General features: G+C 72.6%; 23 protein-coding genes and 1 tRNA gene. 9 read left to right on the forward strand and 15 right to left on the reverse strand.

Annotated features, from left to right (window positions below; all coding sequences use genetic code 11):
* Window positions 1-77: 77 nt before the first annotated feature.
* From mshC to EAO71_RS09020, 4 genes are all read right to left on the reverse strand, one after another.
* Window positions 78-1307 carry a cysteine--1-D-myo-inosityl 2-amino-2-deoxy-alpha-D-glucopyranoside ligase gene (mshC, locus tag EAO71_RS09005; protein ID WP_147977239.1) on the reverse strand — a complete coding sequence of 410 codons (1230 nt, stop codon included), beginning with the start codon at window positions 1305-1307 and terminating at the stop codon, window positions 78-80.
* A 145-nt stretch (window positions 1308-1452) separates the two neighbouring features.
* The gene (locus tag EAO71_RS09010; protein ID WP_261992220.1) at window positions 1453-2223 is read right to left on the reverse strand and encodes an SCO1664 family protein; all 771 of its coding nucleotides are present in this window, start codon (window positions 2221-2223) and stop codon (window positions 1453-1455) included.
* 144 nt (window positions 2224-2367) lie between these two features.
* Entirely contained in the window at window positions 2368-2958 is a 591-nt protein-coding gene (locus EAO71_RS09015; protein WP_147977241.1) for a DUF3090 domain-containing protein, read from the reverse strand.
* Window positions 2959-3035: 77 nt separating this feature from the next.
* Entirely contained in the window at window positions 3036-3725 is a 690-nt protein-coding gene (locus EAO71_RS09020; protein ID WP_147977242.1) for a histidine phosphatase family protein, read from the reverse strand.
* Between the two features lie 169 nt (window positions 3726-3894).
* Between EAO71_RS09020 and corA the strand changes: the two genes are divergently transcribed.
* Complete coding sequence (gene corA, locus EAO71_RS09025; RefSeq protein WP_147977243.1) at window positions 3895-4878, forward strand: magnesium/cobalt transporter CorA; 984 nt, start codon at window positions 3895-3897, stop codon at window positions 4876-4878.
* A gap of 65 nt (window positions 4879-4943) precedes the next feature.
* On the opposite strand, the gene EAO71_RS09030 is transcribed toward corA, so the two are convergent.
* Together EAO71_RS09030 and EAO71_RS09035 are read right to left on the reverse strand one after the other, a co-directional pair.
* Window positions 4944-5729 carry a ferritin-like domain-containing protein gene (locus EAO71_RS09030; RefSeq protein ID WP_147977244.1) on the reverse strand — a complete coding sequence of 262 codons (786 nt, stop codon included), beginning with the start codon at window positions 5727-5729 and terminating at the stop codon, window positions 4944-4946.
* Window positions 5730-5944: 215 nt separating this feature from the next.
* On the reverse strand, window positions 5945-6994 hold the full coding sequence (locus tag EAO71_RS09035) for an LLM class F420-dependent oxidoreductase (RefSeq protein WP_147977245.1): 1050 nt from the start codon (window positions 6992-6994) through the stop codon (window positions 5945-5947).
* Window positions 6995-7123: 129 nt separating this feature from the next.
* On the opposite strand from EAO71_RS09035, the gene EAO71_RS09040 reads away from it, so the two are divergent.
* Together EAO71_RS09040 and EAO71_RS09045 are read left to right on the forward strand one after the other, a co-directional pair.
* Window positions 7124-8110 carry an aldo/keto reductase gene (locus EAO71_RS09040; RefSeq protein WP_147977246.1) on the forward strand — a complete coding sequence of 329 codons (987 nt, stop codon included), beginning with the start codon at window positions 7124-7126 and terminating at the stop codon, window positions 8108-8110.
* Window positions 8107-10353 (forward strand): helix-hairpin-helix domain-containing protein, encoded by a 2247-nt coding sequence (locus tag EAO71_RS09045; RefSeq protein ID WP_187282614.1) that lies wholly within the window; start codon window positions 8107-8109, stop codon window positions 10351-10353. The genes EAO71_RS09040 and EAO71_RS09045 overlap by 4 nt, the downstream gene beginning before the upstream one ends.
* Window positions 10354-10452: 99 nt before the next feature.
* Here EAO71_RS09045 and EAO71_RS09050 read toward each other — a convergent pair whose 3' ends face one another.
* A complete protein-coding gene (locus tag EAO71_RS09050) occupies window positions 10453-11097 on the reverse strand; it encodes a hypothetical protein (RefSeq protein WP_147977248.1) in 645 nt (214 codons plus the stop codon).
* Window positions 11098-11144: 47 nt separating this feature from the next.
* Here EAO71_RS09050 and EAO71_RS09055 point away from each other — a divergent pair, with 47 nt between their 5' ends.
* Window positions 11145-11333: a DUF5703 family protein gene (locus EAO71_RS09055; protein WP_147977249.1), complete on the forward strand. Its 189-nt coding sequence runs from the start codon at window positions 11145-11147 to the stop codon at window positions 11331-11333.
* Window positions 11334-11422: 89 nt separating this feature from the next.
* On the opposite strand, the gene EAO71_RS09060 is transcribed toward EAO71_RS09055, so the two are convergent.
* The 3 genes from EAO71_RS09060 to EAO71_RS09070 all read right to left on the reverse strand — a co-directional run bounded on the left by EAO71_RS09060 (window position 11423) and on the right by EAO71_RS09070 (window position 14074).
* The gene (locus tag EAO71_RS09060) at window positions 11423-12211 is read right to left on the reverse strand and encodes a chaplin (RefSeq protein WP_147977250.1); all 789 of its coding nucleotides are present in this window, start codon (window positions 12209-12211) and stop codon (window positions 11423-11425) included.
* A 154-nt stretch (window positions 12212-12365) separates the two neighbouring features.
* The gene (gene chpH, locus EAO71_RS09065) at window positions 12366-12599 is read right to left on the reverse strand and encodes a chaplin ChpH (protein ID WP_147977251.1); all 234 of its coding nucleotides are present in this window, start codon (window positions 12597-12599) and stop codon (window positions 12366-12368) included.
* A 146-nt stretch (window positions 12600-12745) separates the two neighbouring features.
* On the reverse strand, window positions 12746-14074 hold the full coding sequence (locus EAO71_RS09070; protein ID WP_147977252.1) for a M20/M25/M40 family metallo-hydrolase: 1329 nt from the start codon (window positions 14072-14074) through the stop codon (window positions 12746-12748).
* A 229-nt stretch (window positions 14075-14303) separates the two neighbouring features.
* Here EAO71_RS09070 and EAO71_RS09075 point away from each other — a divergent pair.
* Window positions 14304-14391: transfer RNA gene (locus EAO71_RS09075), tRNA-Leu, on the forward strand.
* A gap of 75 nt (window positions 14392-14466) precedes the next feature.
* Here EAO71_RS09075 and EAO71_RS09080 read toward each other — a convergent pair.
* Window positions 14467-14817: a hypothetical protein gene (locus tag EAO71_RS09080; protein ID WP_147977253.1), complete on the reverse strand. Its 351-nt coding sequence runs from the start codon at window positions 14815-14817 to the stop codon at window positions 14467-14469.
* A 150-nt stretch (window positions 14818-14967) separates the two neighbouring features.
* Here EAO71_RS09080 and EAO71_RS09085 point away from each other — a divergent pair, with 150 nt between their 5' ends.
* A complete protein-coding gene (locus EAO71_RS09085) occupies window positions 14968-15894 on the forward strand; it encodes an RluA family pseudouridine synthase (RefSeq protein ID WP_147977254.1) in 927 nt (308 codons plus the stop codon).
* Here the strand turns inward: EAO71_RS09085 and EAO71_RS09090 are convergent.
* From EAO71_RS09090 to EAO71_RS09105, 4 genes are all read right to left on the reverse strand, one after another.
* Window positions 15878-16507, reverse strand: coding sequence for an MBL fold metallo-hydrolase (locus EAO71_RS09090; protein ID WP_147977255.1), 630 nt, complete (start codon window positions 16505-16507; stop codon window positions 15878-15880). The genes EAO71_RS09085 and EAO71_RS09090 overlap by 17 nt on opposite strands.
* Window positions 16507-17592: an S-(hydroxymethyl)mycothiol dehydrogenase gene (locus tag EAO71_RS09095; protein WP_147977256.1), complete on the reverse strand. Its 1086-nt coding sequence runs from the start codon at window positions 17590-17592 to the stop codon at window positions 16507-16509. The genes EAO71_RS09090 and EAO71_RS09095 overlap by 1 nt, the downstream gene beginning before the upstream one ends.
* Before the next feature lie 135 nt (window positions 17593-17727).
* Complete coding sequence (locus EAO71_RS09100) at window positions 17728-19197, reverse strand: amino acid permease (RefSeq protein WP_147977257.1); 1470 nt, start codon at window positions 19195-19197, stop codon at window positions 17728-17730.
* Between the two features lie 272 nt (window positions 19198-19469).
* Window positions 19470-20171 (reverse strand): FadR/GntR family transcriptional regulator, encoded by a 702-nt coding sequence (locus EAO71_RS09105; protein ID WP_147977258.1) that lies wholly within the window; start codon window positions 20169-20171, stop codon window positions 19470-19472.
* 136 nt (window positions 20172-20307) lie between these two features.
* On the opposite strand from EAO71_RS09105, the gene EAO71_RS09110 reads away from it, so the two are divergent.
* The 3 genes from EAO71_RS09110 to EAO71_RS09120 all read left to right on the forward strand — a co-directional run bounded on the left by EAO71_RS09110 (window position 20308) and on the right by EAO71_RS09120 (window position 22888).
* Window positions 20308-20832 (forward strand): gluconokinase, encoded by a 525-nt coding sequence (locus tag EAO71_RS09110; RefSeq protein WP_147977259.1) that lies wholly within the window; start codon window positions 20308-20310, stop codon window positions 20830-20832.
* A gap of 100 nt (window positions 20833-20932) precedes the next feature.
* The gene (locus EAO71_RS09115) at window positions 20933-22330 is read left to right on the forward strand and encodes a GntP family permease (protein ID WP_147977260.1); all 1398 of its coding nucleotides are present in this window, start codon (window positions 20933-20935) and stop codon (window positions 22328-22330) included.
* A gap of 132 nt (window positions 22331-22462) precedes the next feature.
* Window positions 22463-22888: an ASCH domain-containing protein gene (locus EAO71_RS09120; RefSeq protein ID WP_147977261.1), complete on the forward strand. Its 426-nt coding sequence runs from the start codon at window positions 22463-22465 to the stop codon at window positions 22886-22888.
* Window positions 22889-22950 lie beyond the last annotated feature (62 nt).

The raw sequence follows: 22950 nt of genomic DNA on the forward strand, positions 1-22950 counted from the left end.
CAAAACGGAACCGCCCTCGGACTTCGGCTGGAAGTCCAAGGGCGGTTGCGTGAAAGGGAGTTGCTTGGAGGTGCTCGTTACAGGGCGACACCGAGCAGTGCGTCGACCGAGCGGGAGACGAGGCCGGGCGCGGACTCGTCCGTGCCGCCCTCGGCCGTCTGGGCCGCCACCCAGCGGTCGACCGCGGCGAGCGCGGCCGGGGCGTCGAGGTCGTCGGCGAGCGCGTCGCGGATCTCCTCGACGAGCGCGTCGGCCGGCAGGCCGTCGGGGCGGGAGACGGCGGCGCGCCACCGCTCCAGGCGGTCCACGGCGTCCTGGAGGACCTGGTCGGTCCACTCCCAGTCCGCGCGGTAGTGGTGCGAGAGGAGGGCGAGGCGGATGGCCGCCGGGTCGACGCCGTCACGGCGGAGCGCCGAGACGAAGACCAGGTTGCCCTTCGACTTCGACATCTTCTCGCCGTCGAGCGCGACCATGCCGGCGTGGACGTACGCCCGCGCCATGGGGAACTCGCCGGTGAGCGCCTGGGCGTGCGAGGCGCCCATCTCGTGGTGCGGGAAGATCAGGTCGGAGCCGCCGCCCTGCACGTCGAAGCCCATGCCCAGGTGGTCGAGGGCGATGGCGACGCACTCGATGTGCCAGCCGGGCCGTCCGGGGCCGAGGCTGCCGCCGTCCCAGCTCGGCTCGCCCTCACGGGCCGCCATCCAGAGCATCGGGTCGAGGGGGTTCTTCTTGCCGGGGCGGTCCGGGTCGCCGCCGCGCTCGGCGGAGAGGTGCCGCATCAGCTCGGTGCCGTAGTTCGACACCTGGCCGAAGTGCGGGTCGGCCTCGACCGAGAAGTAGACGTCGCCGTCCAGCTCGTAGGCGGCCCCGGAGTCCCGGAGCCGTTCGACCAGCGGCACGATGCCGGGTATGGCCTCGACGGCGCCGATGTAGTGCTGGGGCGGCAGCATCCGCAGCGCGGTCATGTCCTCGCGGAACAGGGCGGTCTCGCGCTCGGCGAGGCCGACCCAGTCGATGCCGTCGCGGATCGCCCGCTCCAGGAGGGGGTCGTCGACGTCGGTGACGTTCTGGACGTAGTGGACCTGCCGCTTGGTGTCGAGCCACACGCGCTGAACGAGGTCGAACGCGTTGTAGGTCGCCGCGTGACCCATGTGGGTCGCGTCGTACGGCGTGATGCCGCATACGTAGATACGGGCGACGGGGCCGGGGGCGAGGGTCACTCGTCCGCCGGTCGCGGTGTCGTGGATCCGGAGGTCGCGGCCCTTGCCGGGCAGGGCGGGGACCTCAGAAGCGGGCCAGGCATGCATGACCTGAGCGTAACCGGACACCTGTTCCGGATACGAACCGGATCCGGGATCTTGACCGATTACGCGGTCTTGCGGGTCAGAGCCGTTCGTGCATACCCCTGGGGGGTCCCGCCCGGTCGGACGTGGTGTGGCCGGATCCGATCGGTCAGACGGGGGGCCAGGGGATGGCGGGCCACTGGCCCGACGGCTCCGGGTGCCGGCGGGTCCGGCGCAGGACCTCGACGCGGGCCCGCAGGGCGTCCACCTCCGCCGCGGTGAGCAGTTCCGCCAGACGGGTGGCGAGCGGCGTGCCGGGCGCGAGGGCGCCGCCGAGGCCGGCGAGGACCTCGACGGCCTCGGCGGGCAGTTCCTCGCCCGCCCAGCCCCAGAGGAGGGTGCGGAGCTTGTCCTCCACGTTGAAGGTCACGCCGTGGTCGATGGCGTACAGCCGGCCGTCCGGCGCCGGCAGCAGGTGACCGCCCTTGCGGTCGCCGTTGTTGATGACCGCGTCGAGGACGGCGAGACGGCGCAGCGCCGGGCTGTCCGCGTGCACGAGGAGCGCGGTGCCGCCGTCACCGACCTGGGCGGGCCCGACGGCCTTCCAGCCCTCCCCCGCCTCCTCGTCCTCGGTCAGGGCGAGCAGGTTCGCGCCGGGGTCCGCCTCGATCCACAGCTGGACCATGCCCTCGCCGTACGGGCCGTCGCGCAGCACGGTCGGCGGCACGAGGCCCCAGCCGGTCGCCTCGGAGAGCTCGTACGCGGCGACCTCCCGCTGGGCGAGGGTGCCGTCGGGGAAGTCCCACAGGGGCCGCTCGCCGGCCACGGGCTTGTAGACGCAGTCGGCCTCCCGGCCCTGATGCGCGACCGTGCAGAACAGCACCGCGTTGGAGGCCTCGCGGACCTGGCCGCGGACGGTCAGTTCACCGTGGGCGAGCAGTTCGACGTCCGCGGCGGCGGAGGGGCCGGGCGGGACCCCACCGGACCCCCGGCCCCGGCGGCGCCGGCACACCGGGCGACGCCGGGGCCGGGGGTCCGGTGGGGTCGCCGGGCGCGGCGGGCACGTCGGGCGTGTCGGCGTACGTCATGCGCCGCGCCGGTATCCGTTCTGGCGCGGGCACACGTGGCCCTCGGGGTCGAGCGGCAGGCTGCAGAGCGGGCACGGCGGACGGCCGGCGTTGACGACGTCGAGGGCGCGCTTGGCGAAGGACCGGGCCTGGGCGCCGGTGAGCCGGACGCGCAGCATCGGCGGGCCGTTCTCCTCGTCCTGGAGCAGTCGCTCCTCGGCCTCGGCGAGATCCTCGTCCGACTCGGCGTCGAGCTCGACGAGCGCCTGCGCCTCGACGATCATGCGCTGTTCCTCGCCGTCCCAGGCCAGCGCCATCGTGCCGACCCGGAACTCCTCCTCGACCGGGGCGTCCAGCGGGGCGGTGTCCGCGATGTCGGCGGGCGCGACGGCCGGGACGGGGGCGTTGCCGCCGGTGCGGCGCACGACCTCGTCGAGGAGTTCGTCGATGCGCTCGGCGAGCGCGGCGACCTGGGTCTTCTCCAGGGCCACGCTGGTGACCCGGCCCGCCGCGGACGCCTGCAGGAAGAACGTACGGCGGCCAGGCAGCCCGACCGTGCCGGCCACGAAACGCTCCGGTGGGTCGTAGAGGAACACCTGACGGGACACGTCCCTGACTCCCTTGAGTCTCGACAGTGGTGAAGGCCCGCGCTACAGCGGCCCGTCCACCCTACTGCGCGGATGGATCACGGTGCGCCCGCGCCGCCCCCGACCTCGGCCGTCCCCTGCGTGTCACGCGCCTCACGGGGGGCGAGACCGGCGAGGTCCCCGGTGTCCCCGAGGCGGAGGAGGAAGGGGCGCAGCCGGGTGTAGCGGATGACGGTGACCGAGCAGGGGTCGACGTGGATGCGCTGGAAGAGGTCGAGGTGCATCCCGAGCGCGTCCGCGACGATCGACTTGATGATGTCGCCGTGCGAGCACATCGCGTAGACGGCGTCCTCGCCGTGCTCGGCCTCGATCCGGGCGTTCCAGTCCCGTACGGCGTCGACGGCCCGGGCCTGCATGGCACGCATCGACTCGCCGCCGGGGAAGGCCGCGGCGGAGGCGTGCGCCTGGACGACCTCCATCAGGGGCTCGTCGTTGAGCTCGGCGAGCTTGCGCCCCGACCAGTCGCCGTAGTCGCACTCGCTGATCCGCTCGTCGGTGTGCAGCGGCAGGCCGGGGCGGGCCTCCAGGAGCGGTACGAGGGTCTCCCGGCACCGCTGCAGCGGGCTGCTGACGGCGGCGGCCAGCGGCAGGCCGGCCAGGCGCCCGGGCAGGGCGGCGGCCTGCGCGGCGCCCCGCTCGTCGAGCGCGACCCCGGGCGTCCGCCCGGCGAGGACCCCGGAGGTGTTGGCGGTGGAGCGTCCGTGGCGGACGAGGATCAACGTGGCCATGGCGGCAAGGGTAGGGCCACGCCCGCGCGCGTGGGGCGGCGGCTTCCTGCGCGGCCGCTCGCCGGGGCCGGGGCACCGGACGGGGCACCCGACCCGGGCTCGCGCGCCGGGCCGGAGCCGGGACGGGAGGACGGGTGCGAGAAGCGGCGGAGCGGGGAACAATGACCGGATGATCGTCGACTCTGCCCTCTACAAGGCCGGTGCCCGTGCCGAAGGCCCCGCCGACCTGTCCGACGCGCTGGCGGAGGCACGGGCGAGCGGCGACGCCTTCCTCTGGGTCGGCCTCTACGAGCCCACCGAGGCGGAGTTCGATCACGTGGCGGCCGAGTTCGCGCTGCACCCCCTGGCCGTCGAGGACGCGCTGAAGGCCCATCAGCGGCCCAAGCTGGAGGTCTACGAGGACTCGCTCTTCGTCGTCCTCAAACCGGTGCTGTACGAGCCGAAGAGCGACCGGGTCTCCACGGGCGAGCTGATGGTGTTCCTGGGCGACTCGTTCGTGGTCACCGTCCGGCACGGCGAGGGAGCCCCGCTCGCGGCGGTCCGCAAACGGCTGGAGGCCGAACCTGAGGTGCTGCGGCACGGGCCGACGGCCGTCCTGTACGCGATCAGCGACGCCGTGGTGGACCACTACATCGACGTGGCCGGCGAGCTCCAGGTCGACCTGGAGGAGCTGGAGGCCGACGTGTTCGCGCCGGTCGGCGGCAAGCCGGGCAACACGGCGGCGCGGATCTACACCGCCAAGCGCCAGGTGCTCGAGTTCCGCCGGGCGAGCAGCCCGCTGACGGTGCCGATGCAGCGGCTGGCGGCCGCGTCGGTGCCCTTCGTGCACGAGCACTCGATGCCCTTCTTCCGGGACGTCGTCGACCACCTGACCCGGGCCAACGAGCAGGTGGAGGGCCTGGACCGGCTCCTCTCGGACGTGCTGTCGGCGCATCTGGCGCAGATGGGCGTGCGGCAGAACGACGACATGCGGAAGATCTCGGCGTGGGCGGCCATGGCCGCGGTCCCCACGATGGTCGCGGGCATCTACGGCATGAACTTCGAGCACATGCCCGAACTGGGCTGGGAGTGGTCGTACCCGGCGGTCGTCCTGCTGATGGCCGGAATCGTGACGGGCCTGTACCGGCTGTTCAAGCGCCGCGGCTGGATGTAGGCCCGGTCCGGCGATCTTCGAGGACCGGCCGGACAGGGCCTGGCCGCGGCGCTGGTCCCGCGGGGTCAGAAGGCCGGCGCGGGGACGGCGGGCCCGCCGAGCGCGTCGCGCCGCTCGGGCATCCTCAGGTCGACCATCTTGTGCCAGCCGGCGAACCGCTCCCAGGCGTGCATGCCGTGGATGCCGGCCGTGAGCGCGGCCGCCTTGGCCCGCGGCCACTCCAGGATGCGGCCCATGTGGCTCATCACGGCCAGGCTGACGTCGCGGTAGACCTGGATCTCGGCGAGGGCGGACTCCCGCAGCGTGCGCTGGATGAGGCGGCCGTGGCCGGCCTGCGCGAGGCGCAGCAGTTCCTCGTGGCAGTAGGCGAGGTGGTTGTCCTCGTCGTTGCAGATCATGTGGATGGCCCTGCCGAGCTCGGGGTGGTCCCCGAAGTACGTGACCAGCATGTCCATCTGGTCGGCCGCCCGCTGCTCCGTGACCCTGCTGTGGGCGAGGTAGACGACGACGTCCTCCTCGCTCAGCGGTTGGTCGCGGCGCAGCTTGTCGTGGGCGAGACCGATCCCGCGCTGTTCGAGGAGCATCGTGTAGTCGGTCTCCGGGGGGACCGGTACGGGCTCCAGACCGCGCTTCTTCATCAGCGCGTTGAAGATCCGGCCGTGCTTGTCCTCGTCGGCGCCGTGCCGGGTGATCTTGGGGGTCAGGTCCCGCATGCCGGGGGCGACGAGCGCCGCGATACGCGCGTTCTCCCAGCCTCCCTGCGCCTCGCCGCTGGCGGCGATCGAACAGAAGAGCCGGAAGGACTCGTCGTTGTCGATGATCTCCTGGAAAAGGCTCCTGGCCGTGAGCATTGCTGCCACCTCCATCCGGGCGTCCGCACACCGCACGTCCGCAGACATCGAGTCAAATGCGCCGCGGGAGAGTGGGCAACACGAGGGCCGGGCGACTCGGCCGAAAGAAGGAGCCCCGCGCTCGTAACCGGGGGGTGGGGTGGAGCGTTGTTCAGCGTGACGGCCGTGGCGGGGAAGACCCCCGAGCCCCCACCACGGCCGCAGACTTCCTCCCGCTACGCCAGGCCCGCCCGCTCCAGGGCCTCCGTGCCCGCGCGCAGGGCGGCGAGGCGCTCGTCCAGGGTGAAGCCGGCCGGGGCCAGGGTCAGCGTGTTGACACCGGCCGCGGCGTAGGCCTTCATGCGGTCGGCGATCCGCTCGACGGAGCCCAGCAGGGTGGTCTGGTCGATCAGCTGCCGCGGTACGGCGGCGGCGGCACCGGTCTTGTCGCCGGCCAGGTACTTGTCCTGGATCTCGGCGGCCTCCTTCTCGTACCCCATCCGCTGGGCGAGCTGGTTGTAGAAGTTCTGCTTGCGGCTGCCCATGCCGCCGACGTACAGGGCGGTGTACGGGCGGAAGATGTCCGCCAGGGCGTCGATGTCGTCGCCGAGGGCCAGCGGCAGGGTCGGGTGGACGTCGAAGCCGTCCATCGTCAGTCCCGCCTTCTCGCGGCCCGCGCGCAGGTGGCGCAGCGCGGTCTCCTCCAGGTGCTCGGCGGAGGGGAAGATCAGCAGGGCGCCGTCGGCGATCTCGCCGGTCTGCTCCAGGTTCTTGGGGCCGATCGCGGCGATGTAGAGCGGGATGTGCTCGCGCTCCGGGTGGACGGTGAGCTTGATGGGCTTGCCGGGGCCGTCCGGCAGCGGGAGCGTCCAGTGGGCGCCCTCGTAGGTGAGCCGCTCGCGGGACATGGCCTTGCGGACGATCTCGACGTACTCGCGGGTGCGGGCGAGCGGCTTGTCGAACTTGACGCCGTACCAACCCTCGGACACCTGCGGTCCGGACACGCCGAGGCCCAGGCGGAAGCGGCCCCCGGAGAGCGAGTCGAGGGTGGCCGCGGTCATCGCCGTCATGGCCGGCTGGCGCGCGGGGATCTGCATGATCGCGGAGCCGACGTCGATCCGTTCGGTCTTGGCGGCCACCCAGGAGAGCACGGTGGGCGCGTCGGAGCCGTAGGCCTCGGCCGCCCAGCACACGTCGTATCCGAGGCGGTCCGCCTCCTGGGCGACGGCGAGGTTGTCGCCGTCCATACCGGCGCCCCAGTAGCCGAGGTTGATGCCGAGCCGCATATCCGCACCCTCTTTACTGATCAGTAACGTCCCTTGCGCGGGACTCTAGCGCGCGGGCGCGGCATCCGTCAGGAGGAGCTTGTCCACAGGGTCTCTCCGCGTGGGGCCGTGGCCAGTAATCTCGCGCCCATGGAGCAGAGGCATCTCGGACGTACCGGCCTGCGCGTGTCCCGGCTCGGGCTCGGCACCCTCACCTGGGGCCGGGACACCGACGAGCACGACGCGGCCGACCAGTTGAAGGCGTTCTGGGACGCCGGCGGCACGCTCGTGGACACGGCGGACGTCTACGGCGGCGGCGAGGCCGAATACCTGCTCGGGCAGCTCATGGAGCGGCTGGTGCCGCGGCGGGACCTGGTCGTGTCGACGAAGGCGGGCAGCGTGCCCGACCCGGACCGGCGGATGGACGGCTCCCGGGGACATCTGCTGGCCGCGCTGGACGCCTCCCTGGCGCGGCTGGGCACCGACCACGTCGACCTGTGGCAGCTGCACGCGTTCGATCCCCACACGCCGCTGGAGGAGTCCCTCCAGGCACTGGACATCGCCGTGAGCAGCGGGCGGGCGCGGTACGTGGGGGTGTCGAACTTCTGCGGGTGGCAGCTGGCGAAGGCCGGGACCTGGCAGCTCGGCTCGGCGGCCGGCGTACGGACCCGCCTCGCGGCGACGCAGATGGAGTACTCGCTGCTGCAGCGGGGCGTCGAGCGCGAGGTGCTGCCGGCCGCGCTCGATCTGGGCATAGGCCTGCTGCCCTCCTCACCCCTCGGCCGCGGCGTGCTGACGGGCAAGTACCGGCACGGCACGCCCTCGGACTCGCGGGGCGGCTCGGAGACGATGTCGCCGTTCGTGGAGCCGTACCTCGACGACGCGGCGAGCCGGATCGTGGACGCGGTCGCGACGGCGGCGGACGGCCTGGCGGTCACACCGCTGCAGGTCGCCCTCGCGTGGGTGCGCGACCGGCCGGGGGTGACCGCGCCCATCGTCGGCGCGCGCAACGCGCAGCAGCTCGCGGCCGCTCTGTCAGTGGAGAGCCTTAGTCTTCCTGACGAGATCTGTCGGGCTCTCGACGACGTGTCGGCGCCCGTGCACCGCTACCCGGACCAGGACTGGAGCACCTTGTGACCGAGCCTTCCCGCGAGACCACTCCCGAGGCCGAGCACGACGAGGCGGTCGTGGGATCGGCCGCGGAGGACTCGGCGCCGGAGAGCGCCGCACCGGCCGCCGACGTCCCCGACGACGCGGAGGGGCCGGACGAGGACGGCACGGAGGACGCGGCCCCGGAGGCGGCGGACGGCGACGGCTCCGAGGACGCGGATCCCGAGGCGGCGGAAGCGGGCGACGCGGCCGGCGGCGAGGGCGGCACGGCGGACGGTGCCGGAACGGCGGCTGAGGTGTCCGAGGCGCAGGCGGAACTGGCCGCGCAGCGCGAGCTGCGGGCCAGGATCGAGCAGCGCAAGGCCGACAAGGAGGGCCCCGTCGACGCCGGTGCCAAGCTCAGCGGCAAGGCGGCCGACCTGCTGGCCGCCGTACGGGCCGTGGAGAGCGGGACGAAGACGGACACCGACCTCTTCGAGACGCCGGCCCCCGCGCCCCGGCGGGCCGCCCCGGAGCCGGCGCCCGCGCCCCTCGTGCGGCCCGCGGCCGAGGTGCTGTCGGCCGCGCCCGGGACCGTGGCGGCGGTGCGGGAGATCCTCGCCCGCGGCGGGGCTCCCGAGTCGCTGGCGGAGCCGGTCGCGCCGCTGTTGGGCGAGGGCGCCGCCCAGGTGCTGGGCGAGGATCCCTGGCAGCTGCTCTCGGTCCCGGGTGTGCAGCCCGAGCAGGCGGACGGTTTCGCCCGCGCGCTGCTCGGCGACGCGTGCGGGCCGGGCGATCCGCGCCGCGGGGCGGCGCTGGTGGGCTGGCTGCTGGAACGGGCCGCGCTCAAGGGGCACACCGCCCTGGAGATCGGGGACGTGCGGGCGGGGCTGGCCAAGCTGTCGGTGCCGGACCCGGACGAGGCCGTCCGGCAGGCGGTGTCCGAGGCCACGGTGCTCGTCTTCCAGGAGGAGGAGCCGGCCGCGGACGGGTTCGACGGCGGCGACGACGCCGACGCCGACGACGCGGCGGAGCAGGCCGCGCCGGCGGCCGAGCCGGCCCCGGAGCTGCCCGTGCTGCTCGGCCTCGACCGGTACGCCCTCGCCGAGGAGAGCCTGGCCGACGGCCTGGCCCGGCTGGTCAAGACGGTGACGCCCGAGGTGTGGGACGGCCCCGAGCTGGTCCGCGCCGCAGGGGCGCACGGCCTGGTGCTGCACACCGGCGGCGAGGCGGCCCGCAGCGAGCCGGTCGCGCTCGCCGAGGGCGCGCGCGAGCGGGGTCTGCGCGTCGCGGTCGCGGTCCACAGCGAGAACGGCCGCGGCCGCCTGGACACGGCCGCGACCACCGTCGCCACCCTGCTGTCGGGGGCGGACGGGCCGGGACGGGACGAGGACGGCGCGCTCGCCCTGGACCTGCTGGTGGTGCTGGACGCGCCGCAGCTCGACGTCGAGGACGCCGCGATGCTGGTCGAGTCCCTGCCCGACGGCTGCCGGCTGGTGCTCGGGGGCGACCCCGGCGTGCTGGGTTCGGCGGGCGCGGGCCGGGTCTTCGGCGATCTCCTGGCGGCCCGGGTGTGCCCGCAGATCGCGTCCCGGACGCCCGACCCCGGCCCGCTCGGCGAGCTGGTCTCCGGCATCGGCATCGGCGAGCTGAACCAGGTGGAGGCCCCCGGCAAGGAGGTCGTGATCGTGCCGGTCAGGGACGCCGGCGAGGCCGTCCACCGCACGGTGCAGCTGGTCGCCGACTCCATTCCGCGAGCCCTCGGCGTGCCGGCCGGGCAGACCCGGGTGATCACGGTGGGCCACGGCGGTTCGGCGGGTACGCGGGCGCTCAACACGGCGCTGAAGCAGCGGCTCAACCCCGGCCCCGGCCGGTTCGGCGGCTACGACCCGGGCGACGCGGTGGCCTACGCGCCCGCGCCCGGCAGGACGGTCACGGGGACGGTCGTCTCGGCGGACGCCGAGGGGCTGCACCTGGAGTGCGAGGACGCGAAGGTCGTCGTACCGAAGGAGCGGGTGGAGCGGACGCTGCGGCACGGCTGGGCGCTCACCGCGCACCAGGCGGCCGGGATGCGCTGGCCGGCCGCCGTGGTGGTGCTGCCGGGCGACGCCGCGGGCGGGCTGAGCCGCGCCTGGGTCTACACCGCGTTCGGTCGCGCCGAGCGCCATCTGTCGGTCGTCCACGGCGTGGACCAGGCGCTGCCCCGGGCGGTGGCGGAGGGCGTCACCCCCGACCGTACGACCCGGCTGCGCCCCCTCCTGGAAGCACTGCTGGCGACCCCGGAGGACTGAGGGGCCCGGGGGCCCGAGGAGACGGAGGAGGGCGGGGCCGCCGCCAGGCCGCCCCGCCCTCCTCCGTCGTGCCACCGGCCGCGGTGCGGCCGGCCTCGGTCACGGCTCCCGGTCCTCCGGGTCCTCGTCCGACTCGTCGTCGAAGACGGCGCTCACGTCGAACCGGCAGACGATCCGCTCGGGGTCGGCCTGCTCGAAGGGCGCGCCGAGCCACTCCCCCGGCTCGGGCAGCTCGTCGGTGGCCGACACCCAGAGGGTGGAGTCGCCCTCCTCGAGACCGAATTCCTTGTGCCGCGAGGCGATTTCGTCCGGTTCGTACTCTCCGAACAGCACACCGAGCGCCGCGTGGGCGCTGGCGCCGACGGCGGCGGGTACCTCCGAGCCGTCCTCGTTCTCCAGGTCGGCGATGCGCTGCGCCTGGGCGAGCAGCCGCTTCGGCTCCACCACCGCGTAGTCACGGCGGATGAGCACGCTCAGCGCGTGCGGTTCCTCGGGCCCGGCGTACGGCGGCAGGGAGTCGTCGGCGCCGGGGATCTCGAAGGGGGTGACCTCGTCGTACCGGTCGTAGAGCCGCTCGTCGTACGCCTCCGCCGCCGCGGCGAGGGCGTTGAAGGCTTCGTAGACGGCCGGGTCGTCGTCCCCCGTGCGGCGTTCGACCGCCTCGAGGTGACGGTCCAGTGCGGCTTTGACCGCCTCGGCGGCGGCACGTACCTCGGCAGCGGTGGGCTGCGCAGCATCAGACATGGGACAGACGCTATCCGTACGGGGCCCGTGCCCGCACAATAGATGCGATGCCGGAATACGAATTTGTCGACCTGTACGTGCCGCGGGGCGTCTCCCGCAAGGAGGCGACGCGGCTCCTCACCGATCATGCCGAGTACCAGCACTGGGAGTTGGACCGGTTGACCCTGCACCGGGACGGGAGCCGCAGGGTGCGGCTTCGGCGGCGCATCATCCGTCAGGTCCGCGCCACCTGGTGACATGACAAGGGGCCCCGCCGTGCGGGGCCCCTGCGCGTTCCTCGGGTCGCCCGAGAGGACCCGGGTCTCCTCGGGTCGCCCGAGAGGACCTAGGCGGACCGGCGGGCGCGGCGGTAGAGCACGGAGCCGGCCAGCAGCAGACCCGCGCCGGCGGGGATGGTCATCCCGAGCGGTGCGGCGCCGGTCTGGGCGAGCTCCTCGGCGCCCTGCGGCGGGGTGAGGACGTTCGTACCGGGCGTGTTCGGTCCGGTCGGCGTGCCCGGCTCTCCGGGGTTGCCGGGCGTACCGGGGTTGCCCGGGGTACCCGGGTTGCCAGGCGTACCCGGGTTGCCAGGCGTACCGGGATTCCCCGGATTGCCCGGGTTTCCGGGGTTGCCCGGGTTACCGGGGTTGCCCGGGTTTCCGGGGTTGCCCGGGTTACCGGGGTTGCCCGGGTTACCGGGGTGCCCCGGGTGCGTCGGCTCGATGCCGGTGGCGCAGTCGTTGCCCATCGCCGGGTTGAGACCGCCGATACCCGTGACGCTGTTCCCGCAGAGGTTCACCGGGATGTCGATCGGCACCTGGACGGAGTTGCCGGACGCGACGCCCGGCGAGTGACTCGCGTGGCCCCCGGCCGAGGCGCCGCCGCCGCGCTTGGAGACGTTGGCGCACTTGTTGCCCGCCGCCGGGTTCAGCAACCCGACCACGTTGACCGTGTTCCCGCACACGTTGACCGGCGCGTGCACCGGGACCTGGACGGAGTTGCCGGACGCGACGCCCGGCGAGTTCGTGGCCGCGCCGCCCGCACCCGCGGAGGCTTGGGCGTATCCACCACCGAGGGCGATGACGCCTCCGGCTGCCGCAACGGTGATCAGACCCTTGCGCGTGACCTGTCGCATAGCTTGTTCCCTGCTTCTCGGCTTCTGCCTTCTGCACCGCAGAAGGAGCCTCCGGGCCGCACGGCCCGGGGCGGAAATGGCCACCGGCCCCGGAGTGCATGGCACGCACTCCAGGGCCGGCCTGGCTCAGACCCCCAGGGGTCGAGGCACAACGTCAGGCGTTGACGCAGGTGTTGCCGAAGGCGGGGTTCAGCAGCCCGATCACGGAGACCGTGTTGCCGCACACGTTCACCGGGATGTGAACCGGCACCTGGACGACGTTGCCCGAGAGCACGCCGGGGGAACCGATGGCGGCACCCTGGGCACCCGAGTCGGCAACGGCCATGCCCGCACCCGCGAGAACGAGACCGCCCGTGGCAGCCGCAGCAGCGACGACCTTCTTGATCATTATTCCTCCTTGTTGGCAAATGCGATCCCAACCTCGGACCGCATCACCTGTAACGAGGGGGAGATGGGCGGGCTACGAGCCCATGCGTGCATTCACTCTTTCCGGTCACATGCGCACGCGCGGGCGAATAGCCGGAAAGAGTGGGCTCAGGAGGCGTCGATGAACCGGTCGAGCACCCGGACGCCGAACCGGAGACCGTCGACCGGCACCCGCTCGTCGACGCCGTGGAACATCCCGGCGAAGTCCAGCTCCGGCGGCAGCTTCAGCGGGGCGAAGCCGAAGCAGCGGATGCCGAGGTCGTCGAAGGACTTGGCGTCGGTGCCGCCGGAGAGCATGTACGGCACGGCGCGGGCGATCGGGTCCTCGGCCCTCAGGGCGAGCTGCATGGCGTCGACGAGGTCGCCGTCGAAGCCGGTCTCCAGGGCCTTGTCCCCGTGCACGTCCTCCCGCTTGACCCGCGGGCCCAGGATCCGGTCGAGGTCGGCGAGGAACTCCTCCTCGTAGCCGGGCAGGAACCGCCCGTCGACGTGGGCGGTGGCCTGGCCGGGGATCACGTTGACCTTGTAGCCGGCGCCGAGCATGGTCGGGGCCGCGGAGTTGCGCAGCGTGGCGCCGATCATCTTGGCGATGCCGCCGAGCTTGGCGAGCGTGGCCTCCATGTCCTCCGGGTCCAGCGGGGTGCCGAGCGCGTCGGAGAGCTCGTCCAGGAAGGACCGGACGGTCTTGGTCATCCGCACCGGCCACTGGTGCCGGCCCAGCCGGCCGACCGCCTCGCACAGCTCGGTGATGGCGTTGTCGTTGTTGGTCATCGAACCGTGGCCGGCGGTGCCCTCGACGGTCAGCCGCATCCAGTGCATGCCCTTCTGGGCCGTCTCGACCAGGTAGAGCCGCAGGTTCTCGTTGACCGTGAAGGAGAAGCCGCCGACCTCGCCGATGGCCTCGGTGACGCCGTCGAAGAGGTCCCGGTGGTGGTCCACGAGGTGCCGGGCGCCGTACGTGCCGCCCGCCTCCTCGTCCGCGAGGAAGGCGAGGACGATGTCCCGCGGGGGCTTGCGGCCGCTGCGCATCCGGTCGCGCACGACCGCCAGGGTCATCGCGTCCATGTCCTTCATGTCGACCGCGCCCCGGCCCCAGACGCAGCCGTCGGCGACCTCGCCGGAGAAGGGGTGGTGCGTCCAGTCCTCGGCGTTCGCCGGGACGACGTCGGTGTGGCCGTGGATGAGCAGGGCCGGCCGCGAGGGGTCCTCGCCCTCGATGCGGGCGACGGTCGAGGCGCGCCCCTTGTGCGATTCGATGATCTTCGGCTCGAGTCCGACCTCCGCGAGCTTCTCGGCGACGTACTCCGCCGCCAGCCGCTCGCCGGGGCCGGAGTGGTCGCCGTAGTTGCTGGTGTCGATGCGGATGAGGTCGCGACAGAGGTCGACGACCTCGTCCTCGCCCGAGATCCTCCGTGCCGCCGTGTTCGACTCGCTCACGCTGCTTCCTCCCACTACGTGCCCCACGTGATTGCCGGTGGTACTCCCCCATCCTCCCGCGCCCGGCCCTCCGGGCCCAAGGGCGGCAGCCGGCCGACATGCGGCTGTCACACGACCCGCGGTTTGGGCCCGGGGCGGCCCGGGAAGGGGGTGGTGATCGACCACCCCGAATGTTTGCTATGGTTTTCCACGTCGGAACGGCCCAGCGGGCCGGGAGGACAGACACCTTGTCCGGGTGGCGGAATGGCAGACGCGCTAGCTTGAGGTGCTAGTGCCCTTTATCGGGCGTGGGGGTTCAAGTCCCCCCTCGGACACCACACGAAGTGCCCGTCGAGTTGATCTCGACGGGCACTTCGGCGTGAGGCGCGCGTTCCGTGGGCCGACGGGCCCGGTCAGCCGTTCTCGATCGAGGGCCGGGCCGCCGGGATGCGCGGCCGGTACGTGGACGCGGGGCGGCCGGCCCGCTCCAGCAGCCGGGCGAGGGCGGCACCGAACTCCGGGTCGTCGTCCGCCAACTCCTGGACGTGGTCCTCGACGGCGCAGCGCCGGTTGGTGTTCTCGGGCTGGTCACGCAGCCGCCGCAGGGCGCCTTCCGCCACCGGGTCGCCCCGGAAGCGCGCGGCGACGGCGTCCCACAGGCCGCCGAGGCGTTCGGTGACGTCGGGGTCGGGCGGGCCCGCGGCGAGGTGTTCGGCGTAGCGGGCGATGAGCGCGGCGACCGCGCCCGCGGCGAGTGGTTCCATCCGGTACCCCTTTGCGTCAGCGGGAGTGTGCCCGTCCCGTGACGCGCGACGCCTTGTGGGGCGAAGCCGGGCCCGCTCTACGGCGTTCGGTGGAGTGCGTGAGGGCACGGCCGTCGTAGGGCGCGTCGTGCGGGTCGTTACCGTGGGACGGTGAGACGCAGAACGAGGACCCCCGCCGCCCCGCTGCCGCAGCGGGACGGGATCGATCCGGCGCGGGTGCGGCTGCCCGAGGATCCCGAGGGGGCGTGGCCGACGGTCGGGGATCATCTCCGGGCGCGGTTCGGGGGCGCGATCGGGGTCGGGCGGGTCGACGAGATGCTGCGCGACGGCCGCTTCGTGGGGGTGGACGGGCCGGTCACCGGTGACGAGGTGTACGAGGCGGGCCGGTGCCTGTGGTTCCACCGGGACTTCCCCGCGGAGGAGCGGGTGCCCTTCGAGATCGGGGTGGTGCACCGCGACGAGCGGCTCGTGGTCGTGGACAAGCCGCACTTCCTGGCCACGATGCCGCGGGGCCGGCACGTGACCGAGACGGCGCTCGCACGGCTGCGGCGGGATCTGGGTCTGCCGGCGCTCCAGCCGGCGCACCGGCTCGACCGGCTCACGGCGGGGCTGGTGCTCTTCGTCGTGCGCCCCGGGGACCGGGGCGCGTACCAGACGCTGTTCCGGGACCGGTCGGTGGTCAAGGAGTACGAGGCGGTGGCGCCGTACCTGCCGGGGCTCGCGCTGCCGGTGACGGTGCGCAGCCGGATCGTCAAGGAGCGCGGGGTGCTGGCCGCCCGGGAGGAGCCGGGCGAGCCGAACAGCGAGAGCCGGATCGAGCTGGTCGAGCACCGCGGCGGGCTCGCCCGGTACCGGCTGCTGCCGGCCACCGGGCGCACCCACCAGCTGCGGGTGCACATGAACGCGCTGGGGGTGCCGATCCTCCACGATCCGATCTATCCCGTGGTGCACCCGGACGGGCCGGAGGACTACACGCGGCCGCTGCAACTGCTGGCGCGGACACTGGAGTTCACCGACCCGCTCACGGGTGTGCCGAGGAGGTTCGAGAGCCGGCTGAGGCTCAGTGGCCTCGGCTGATCCACTCGTCGAGCGCGGGCGCCTCGGCGCCGATCGTGGTCGACTCGCCGTGTCCGGTCCGTACGACCGTCTCGGGCGGGAGGGTGAGCAGCCGCTCGCGGATGGACTCGACGATGGTCGGGAAGTGGGAGAAGGACCGGCCCGTCGCGCCGGGACCGCCCTGGAAGAGGGTGTCGCCGGTGAAGACGGTGCCCAGGTCGGGGGCGTACAGGCAGACCGCGCCGGGGGCGTGGCCGGGGGTGTGCAGGACCTGGAGGTCGGTGCCGGCGATGGTCAGGACCTGACCGTCGACGAGGTCGCCGTCGGGGCTGTGGTCGGGGTGGGTCTGCTTCCAGAGCGGCTGGTCGTCGGGGTGCAGCAGGATCCGGGCGCCGGTGGCGGCGGCGAGGGCCGGGGCCGCGTCGATGTGGTCGTTGTGCGCGTGGGTGCAGACGATCGCGCGGAGCGTGCGGCCGTCGAGGGCGGCGAGGATCGCGGAGGCGTCGTGGGCGGCGTCGATGACGATCGCCTCGGTGTCGTCGCCGACGATCCAGACGTTGTTGTCGACGTCCCAGGTGCCGCCGTCGAGGGAGAAGGTGCCGGAGGTGACCAGGTGGTCGATGCGGGTGGCCATCAGAGGATCACCACCGAGCGCAGGACGTCGCCCTCGTGCATCCGGGCGAACGCCTTCTCGACGTCGCCGAGGCCGATGGTCTCGGTGACGAAGGCGCCGAGGTCGATGCGGCCCTGCTGGTGCAGGTCGATGAGCATCGGGAAGTCGCGGGAGGGCAGGCAGTCGCCGTACCAGGAGGACTTCAGGGAGCCGCCGCGGCCGAAGACGTCGAGGAGTGGGAGTTCGAGCTTCATCTCGGGGGTGGGGACGCCGACGAGGACGACGGTGCCGGCGAGGTCGCGGGCGTAGAACGCCTGCCGGTAGGTCTCGGGGCGGCCGACGGCCTCGATGACGACGTCGGCGCCGAAGCCTCCGGTCAGCTCGCGGATCGCCTCGACGGCGTCGGTGGAGCGGGAGTTGACGGTGTCGGTCGCGCCCATCTCCCTCGCCTTCGCCAGCTTGCGGTCGTCGATGTCGACGGCGATAATCCTGGCCGCTCCGGCGAGGCGGGCCCCGACGACCGCCGCGTCGCCGACGCCGCCGCAGCCGATGACGGCGACCGTGTCGCCGCGGCCGACGTTGCCGGTGTTGATCGCCGCGCCGATGCCGGCCATGACGCCGCAGCCGAGCAGGCCGGCGACCTCGGGTGCCACCGCGGGGTCGACCTTGGTGCACTGGCCGGCGGCCACCAGGGTCTTCTCGGCGAAGGCGCCGATGCCGAGGGCCGGGGAGAGTGCCGTGCCGTCGAGCAGGGTCATCCTCTGCTGGGCGTTGTGGGTGGCGAAGCAGTACCAGGGGCGGCCGCGCAGGCAGGCCCGGCAGGTGCCGCACACGGCTCGCCAGTTGAGGACGACGAAGTCGCCGGGGGCCACGTCGGTGACGCCGGCGCCGACGGACTCGACGACACCGGCGGCCTCGTGACCGAGGAGGAAGGGGAAGTCGTCGTTGATGCCGCCCTGCTTGTAGTGCAGGTCGGTGTGACAGACCCCGCACGCCTGGATCTTCACCACGGCCTCACCTGGTCCGGGATCGGGGACGACGATCGTCTCCACCCGTACGGACTCGTTCCTGCCGGGGGCGACGACTCCCTGGACCTGCTGCGCCATCGTGCACTTCCCTTCCTCGGTAAGGCTCTTGGCTACCACTATCCCCTGACGAAGGGCGAGACCCCCGCAGGTCGCACCTGCGGGGGTCTTCCTCACCCGTGGGGGATGTACGTGGGGAGACGTACCGGGTGGGTGTCAGTCCTCGAGCGTGACCGCGGTGGAGCGGACCCGCTTGCGGACGAGGAACCAGCCACCGACGAGCAGCGCCGCGATGAGCGGCAGGCAGGCGACGGTGGTGCGGCCGATGCCGCCGTCCATCCACATCAGGACGAGGACGGAGGCGAGGAAGCCGAGCGTGACGATCTGGGTGTACGGGGCCCAGGGCAGGTGGTACGAGGGGCGGGTGACCCGGCCCTCCCTGGAGCGGCGGTGGAAGAGCAGCGAGCAGACCATGATCATGGCCCAGGTGCCGAGGATGCCGACGGAGGCGAAGTTCAGCACCAGTTCGAAGGCGTCGCCGGGCATCACGAAGTTGAGGACGACGCCGAGGACGCCGAAGCCGGCCGTGAGCAGGATGCCGCCGTAGGGGACGCCGCCCTTGTTCATGACGCCGGTGAACTTCGGCGCGGAGCCGGACAGCGACATGGAGCGCAGGATGCGGCCGGTGGAGTACAGGCCCGAGTTGAGGCTGGACAGGGCGGCCGTGAGGACGACCAGGTTCATGACCCCGGCGCCGCCGGGGATGCCGAGCTTCTCGAAGACGGTGACGAAGGGGCTCTGGTCGCCGGAGTACGCGGTGTACGGCAGGAGCAGCGCCAGCAGGACGACGGAGCCGACGTAGAACAGGCCCACGCGCCACATGATCGAGTTGATCGCCTTCGGCATGATCTTCTCGGGGTGCTCGGTCTCGCCGGCGGCGACGCCGCAGAGCTCGACGGACGCGTAGGCGAAGACGACGCCCTGGACGAGGAGCAGCATGGGCATCACGCCGCTGGGGAAGATGCCGCCGTTGTCGGTGATGGTGGCCAGGCCCGGCGTGTGGCCGCCGATCTCGTGCTGGGTGGCGACGAGGAAGATGCCGATCAGCATGAAGGCGACCAGGGCGCCCACCTTGACGATCGCGAACCAGAACTCCATCTCGCCGAAGTACTTCACCGAGATCAGGTTGGCGGCGAGGACGACGGCGAGGGCCACCAGGGCGAGGATCCACTGCGGGACGTCGCTGAACATCGCCCAGAAGTGGGCGTACGTGGCGGCGGCCGTGATGTCGGCGATGGCGGTGGTCGACCAGTTGAGGAAGTAGAGCCAGCCGGCCGTGTAGGCGCCCTTCTCGCCCATGAACTCACGGGCGTAGGAGACGAAGGCGCCGGAGGAGGGGCGGTAGAGGACCAGTTCGCCGAGGGCCCGGACCACGAAGAAGGCGAAGACGCCGCAGACCGCGTAGGCGATGAAGAGCGACGGGCCCGCGTTGGCCATGCGGCCGCCGGCGCCGAGGAACAGGCCGGTGCCGATCGCGCCGCCGATGGCGATCATGTTGATGTGGCGGGACTTCAGGTCCTTGCGGTAGCCGGCGTCGCCCGCGTCGACGTGGGGGGAGGCGGGAGTCGCGGACGCCGGTGGCGTGGCGGACAGCGTGTCGGCCGCAGGGGACATGCGGTCACTCATGGAGTTGTTCGCCTTCGTGAGGGGGAGGTGCGGTACCCGGCCACGCGTGGGGGGGGTGTCCCCGACGCGGCCAGCGCACATCGTCACGGCTGGGTGGGGTCGTCGGCAGTGGCCAATGTCACTGAACGCCCTTATTTGAGCTACTTCTGAGCTTGCGCGAGGAGGTACGGGCGTTGTGCGCCGATTTCGCGCCGGGAGGGGCGTGACCTGCCGGAACCCGGGGGTGCGCCGGGGACCCCGCCGGTGCCGCACCCGCCGGCAGCCTGGCCGGTCTACGGCGCGAGGACGTCCAGCTCCCGGAGGGCGCCGACGGCGATCTGCCGGGTGAGCTCCTCCGCGCGGACCGCGTCCTTCCCCCGTACCGCCTCGGCGACCTGGACGTGGAGGGTGACGGCCGCCGGGTCGGGGTCCTCGAACATCACCTGGTGGCGGGTGCGGCCGGTGAGCACCTCGGCGACCACGTCGCCGAGCCGGGCGAACATCTCGTTCCCGGAGGCGTTCAGGACGACCCGGTGAAAGGCGACGTCGTGGACCAGGTACGCCTCCAGCTGCCGGCCGCGCGAGGTGGCGACCATGCCGAGTGCCTGCTCGGTCAGTTCGCGGCACTGCTCGGGAGTGGCGTGGAGGGCGGCGAGCCCGGCCGCGACGGGTTCGACCGCCGAGCGCAGGACGGTGAGGGAGCGCAGCTGGCGGGGGCGGTCCGCGCCGACCAGGCGCCAGCGGATGACCTGCGGGTCGTAGACGTTCCACCGCTCGGTCGGCAGCACGATCACACCGACCCGGCGCCGGGACTCGACCAGGTGCATCGACTCGAGGACCCGCACCACCTCACGCACCACGGTGCGCGAGACGTCGAAGCGCTGGGCGAGCTCGTCGCTGCGCAGCACGCTGCCGGGCGGGTACTCCCCCGCGGTGATCGCGAGACCCAGGGCGGCGAGGACGTGCGGATGGAGCCCCTGGGCCGGTGTCGTCATGGGCTCAGCCTATGCGGGTCCGGAAGCCGGGACTAAAGGTATGACTTTTATGTCACACGCTCTTGAATACGTCGTACTCAATGGGTTTCATGAGCGGCGACGGACATCTGTCGAAGTAGACAGCGAGGCACACCCCATGAGCACCACTCCCCGGACGACCCCTCAGGTCGTCGTCGTGATGGGCGTCGCCGGCACCGGCAAGACCACCATCGGTCCGCTGGTCGCCGAGGCGCTCGGCATCCCCTATGCCGAGGGCGACGACTTCCACCCGGCGGCGAACGTGGCCAAGATGTCGGCCGGCGTGCCGCTGGACGACACCGACCGCGGCCCCTGGCTGGACGCGATCGGCGCGTGGGCGCACGACCGGGCCGGGCTCGGCGGTGTGGTGAGCAGCTCCGCCCTGAAGCGGATCTACCGGGACCGGCTGCGCGCCGCCGCCCCGGGTGTCGTCTTCCTCCATCTGACCGGCGACCGGGCGCTGATCGAGCGGCGGATGGGTGCCCGCACGGGCCACTTCATGCCCACCGCGCTGCTCGACTCGCAGTTCGCCACCCTGCAGCCGCTGCAGGACGACGAGGCCGGTGTCTCCGTCGACGTGTCCGGCTCCCCCGCGGAGATCACCGCACGGGCCGTCGCCGCCCTGCGCCGGCTCGCCGGCTGAGGTCCGTCACCCCTCCCGCCGGTCCGTCGGGACACGCGGCCGCCGTCCCGGACCGCCGCACTCCCGTCCCCCTCCTGTCCCCCTCCTCCAAGGAACAACCGTGACCAGTCTCAGCGTCGAGGTGCTGGCAGCGGACGCCGTCGAGCCCATCACCTCGGCCGGCAACGCCCAGCTCGGCATCGCCGTGCTCGCGGGCATCGCCGTCATCGTCCTGCTCATCACCAGGTTCAAGCTGCACGCCTTCCTCGCCCTGACCATCGGGTCGCTGGCCCTGGGCGTGTTCGCCGGCGCTCCTCTCGCGGCGACGATCGACTCCTTCACCGCCGGCCTCGGCAAGACCGTCGCCAGCGTGGGCGTGCTGATCGCCCTCGGCGCCATCCTCGGCAAGCTGCTCGCCGACTCCGGCGGCGCGGACCAGATCGTCGACACGATCCTGGCGAAGGCGAGCCGCCGGTCCATGCCGTGGGCGATGGTCCTGATCGCCTCCGTGATCGGTCTGCCGCTCTTCTTCGAGGTCGGCATCGTGCTGCTGATCCCCGTCGTCCTGCTCGTCGCCAAGCGCGGCGACTTCTCGCTCATGCGCATCGGCATCCCGGCCCTCGCCGGGCTGTCCGTGATGCACGGTCTGATCCCGCCGCACCCCGGTCCGCTGGTCGCCATCGACGCGCTCGGGGCGAACCTCGGCGTCACGCTCGCGCTCGGCGTCGTCGTCGCGATCCCGACCGTGATCATCGCCGGTCCCGTCTTCTCCCGGTACGCCGCCCGTTGGGTGGACATCCCGGCTCCCGAGAACATGATCCCGACCCGGCCCTCGGAGGAGCTGGAGAAGCGCCCCGGCTTCGCCGCGACGGTCGCGACCGTGCTGCTGCCGGTCGTCCTGATGCTGGTGAAGGCACTGGTCGACATCGTCGTGGGCGACCCGGACAACGGCCTGCAGAGGGTCACCGACGTCATGGGCTCGCCGCTGATCGCGCTGCTCACGGCCGTCATCGTGGGTCTGTTCACGCTGGGCCGCGCGGCCGGCTTCAGCAAGCAGCGGCTCTCCACGACCGTCGACAAGTCCCTCGCCCCGATCGCGGGTGTCCTGATGATCGTCGGCGCGGGCGGCGGCTTCAAGCAGACCCTCATCGACGCCGGCGTGGGCCAGATGATCCTGGAGTTCTCCAAGAACTGGTCGATCCCGGCGCTGCTGCTCGCCTGGCTGATCGCGGTGGCGATACGCCTCGCGACCGGTTCGGCGACGGTGGCGACGATCTCGGCCGCCGGTCTGGTGGCCCCGCTCGCCGAGGGCATGGGCACCAGCGAGACCGCCCTGCTCGTCCTCGCGATCGGAGCGGGTTCGCTCTTCTTCAGCCATGTCAACGACGCGGGCTTCTGGCTGGTCAAGGAGTACTTCGGGATGGACGTCGGCCAGACGGTGAAGACCTGGTCGGTGATGGAGACGATCATCTCGGTCTTCGGCATCGTCTTCGTCCTGCTGCTGTCGCTGGTGTTGTGACCCGACCGCCGGCCCGGGTGGGGCGACCCGCACGGTGAACGGGCGGCCAGGGGGGTCCCGTCGATCGGGCCGGGCACGGCGGGATCGGCCGGGATCCCCCTGGGGCCGGTCATGGCTGACAGACTGTCGGCCATGACCGGCCCTCACGCGCTCAAGCCCTTCCTGCTCGCCTTCCCCGGTCCGCTGCGCGACCGCCTGGTCGCCGCGGTGCTCTCCGGCGAGAAGGTCTCCACGACCGGGCTGCTCGCCGAGTGGGCGGTGGAGGACGAGGAACTCCCCGAGGTGGGCGAGCGCTCGGCCCTCGTCGACTCCGACGGCCGCGAGGTCGCGGTCGTGGAGGTGACGGAGGTACGGGTGCTGCCGCTCGGCGAGGTCGACCTGCGGCACGCGGTCGACGAGGGCGAGGGGTACACCTCGGTCGCGGCCTGGCGGGAGGCGCACGAACGCTTCTGGCACTCGGACGAGATGCGGGAGGGCCTGGGCGACCCCGGGTTCACCGTCGACGACGCGACGCTGCTCGTCGCGGAGCGCTTCCGGGTGGTGGAGCGGCTCGTCTGAGTCGCTCCCCTCCCGAACGGCACGGCCCCCGGGCGGGAACGCCCGGCAGCCGCTGCCCGAAG

Origin of the sequence: Streptomyces sp. MS191, assembly GCF_008042125.1 — a bacterium.
In the GTDB taxonomy this organism is placed as follows: domain Bacteria; phylum Actinomycetota; class Actinomycetes; order Streptomycetales; family Streptomycetaceae; genus Streptomyces.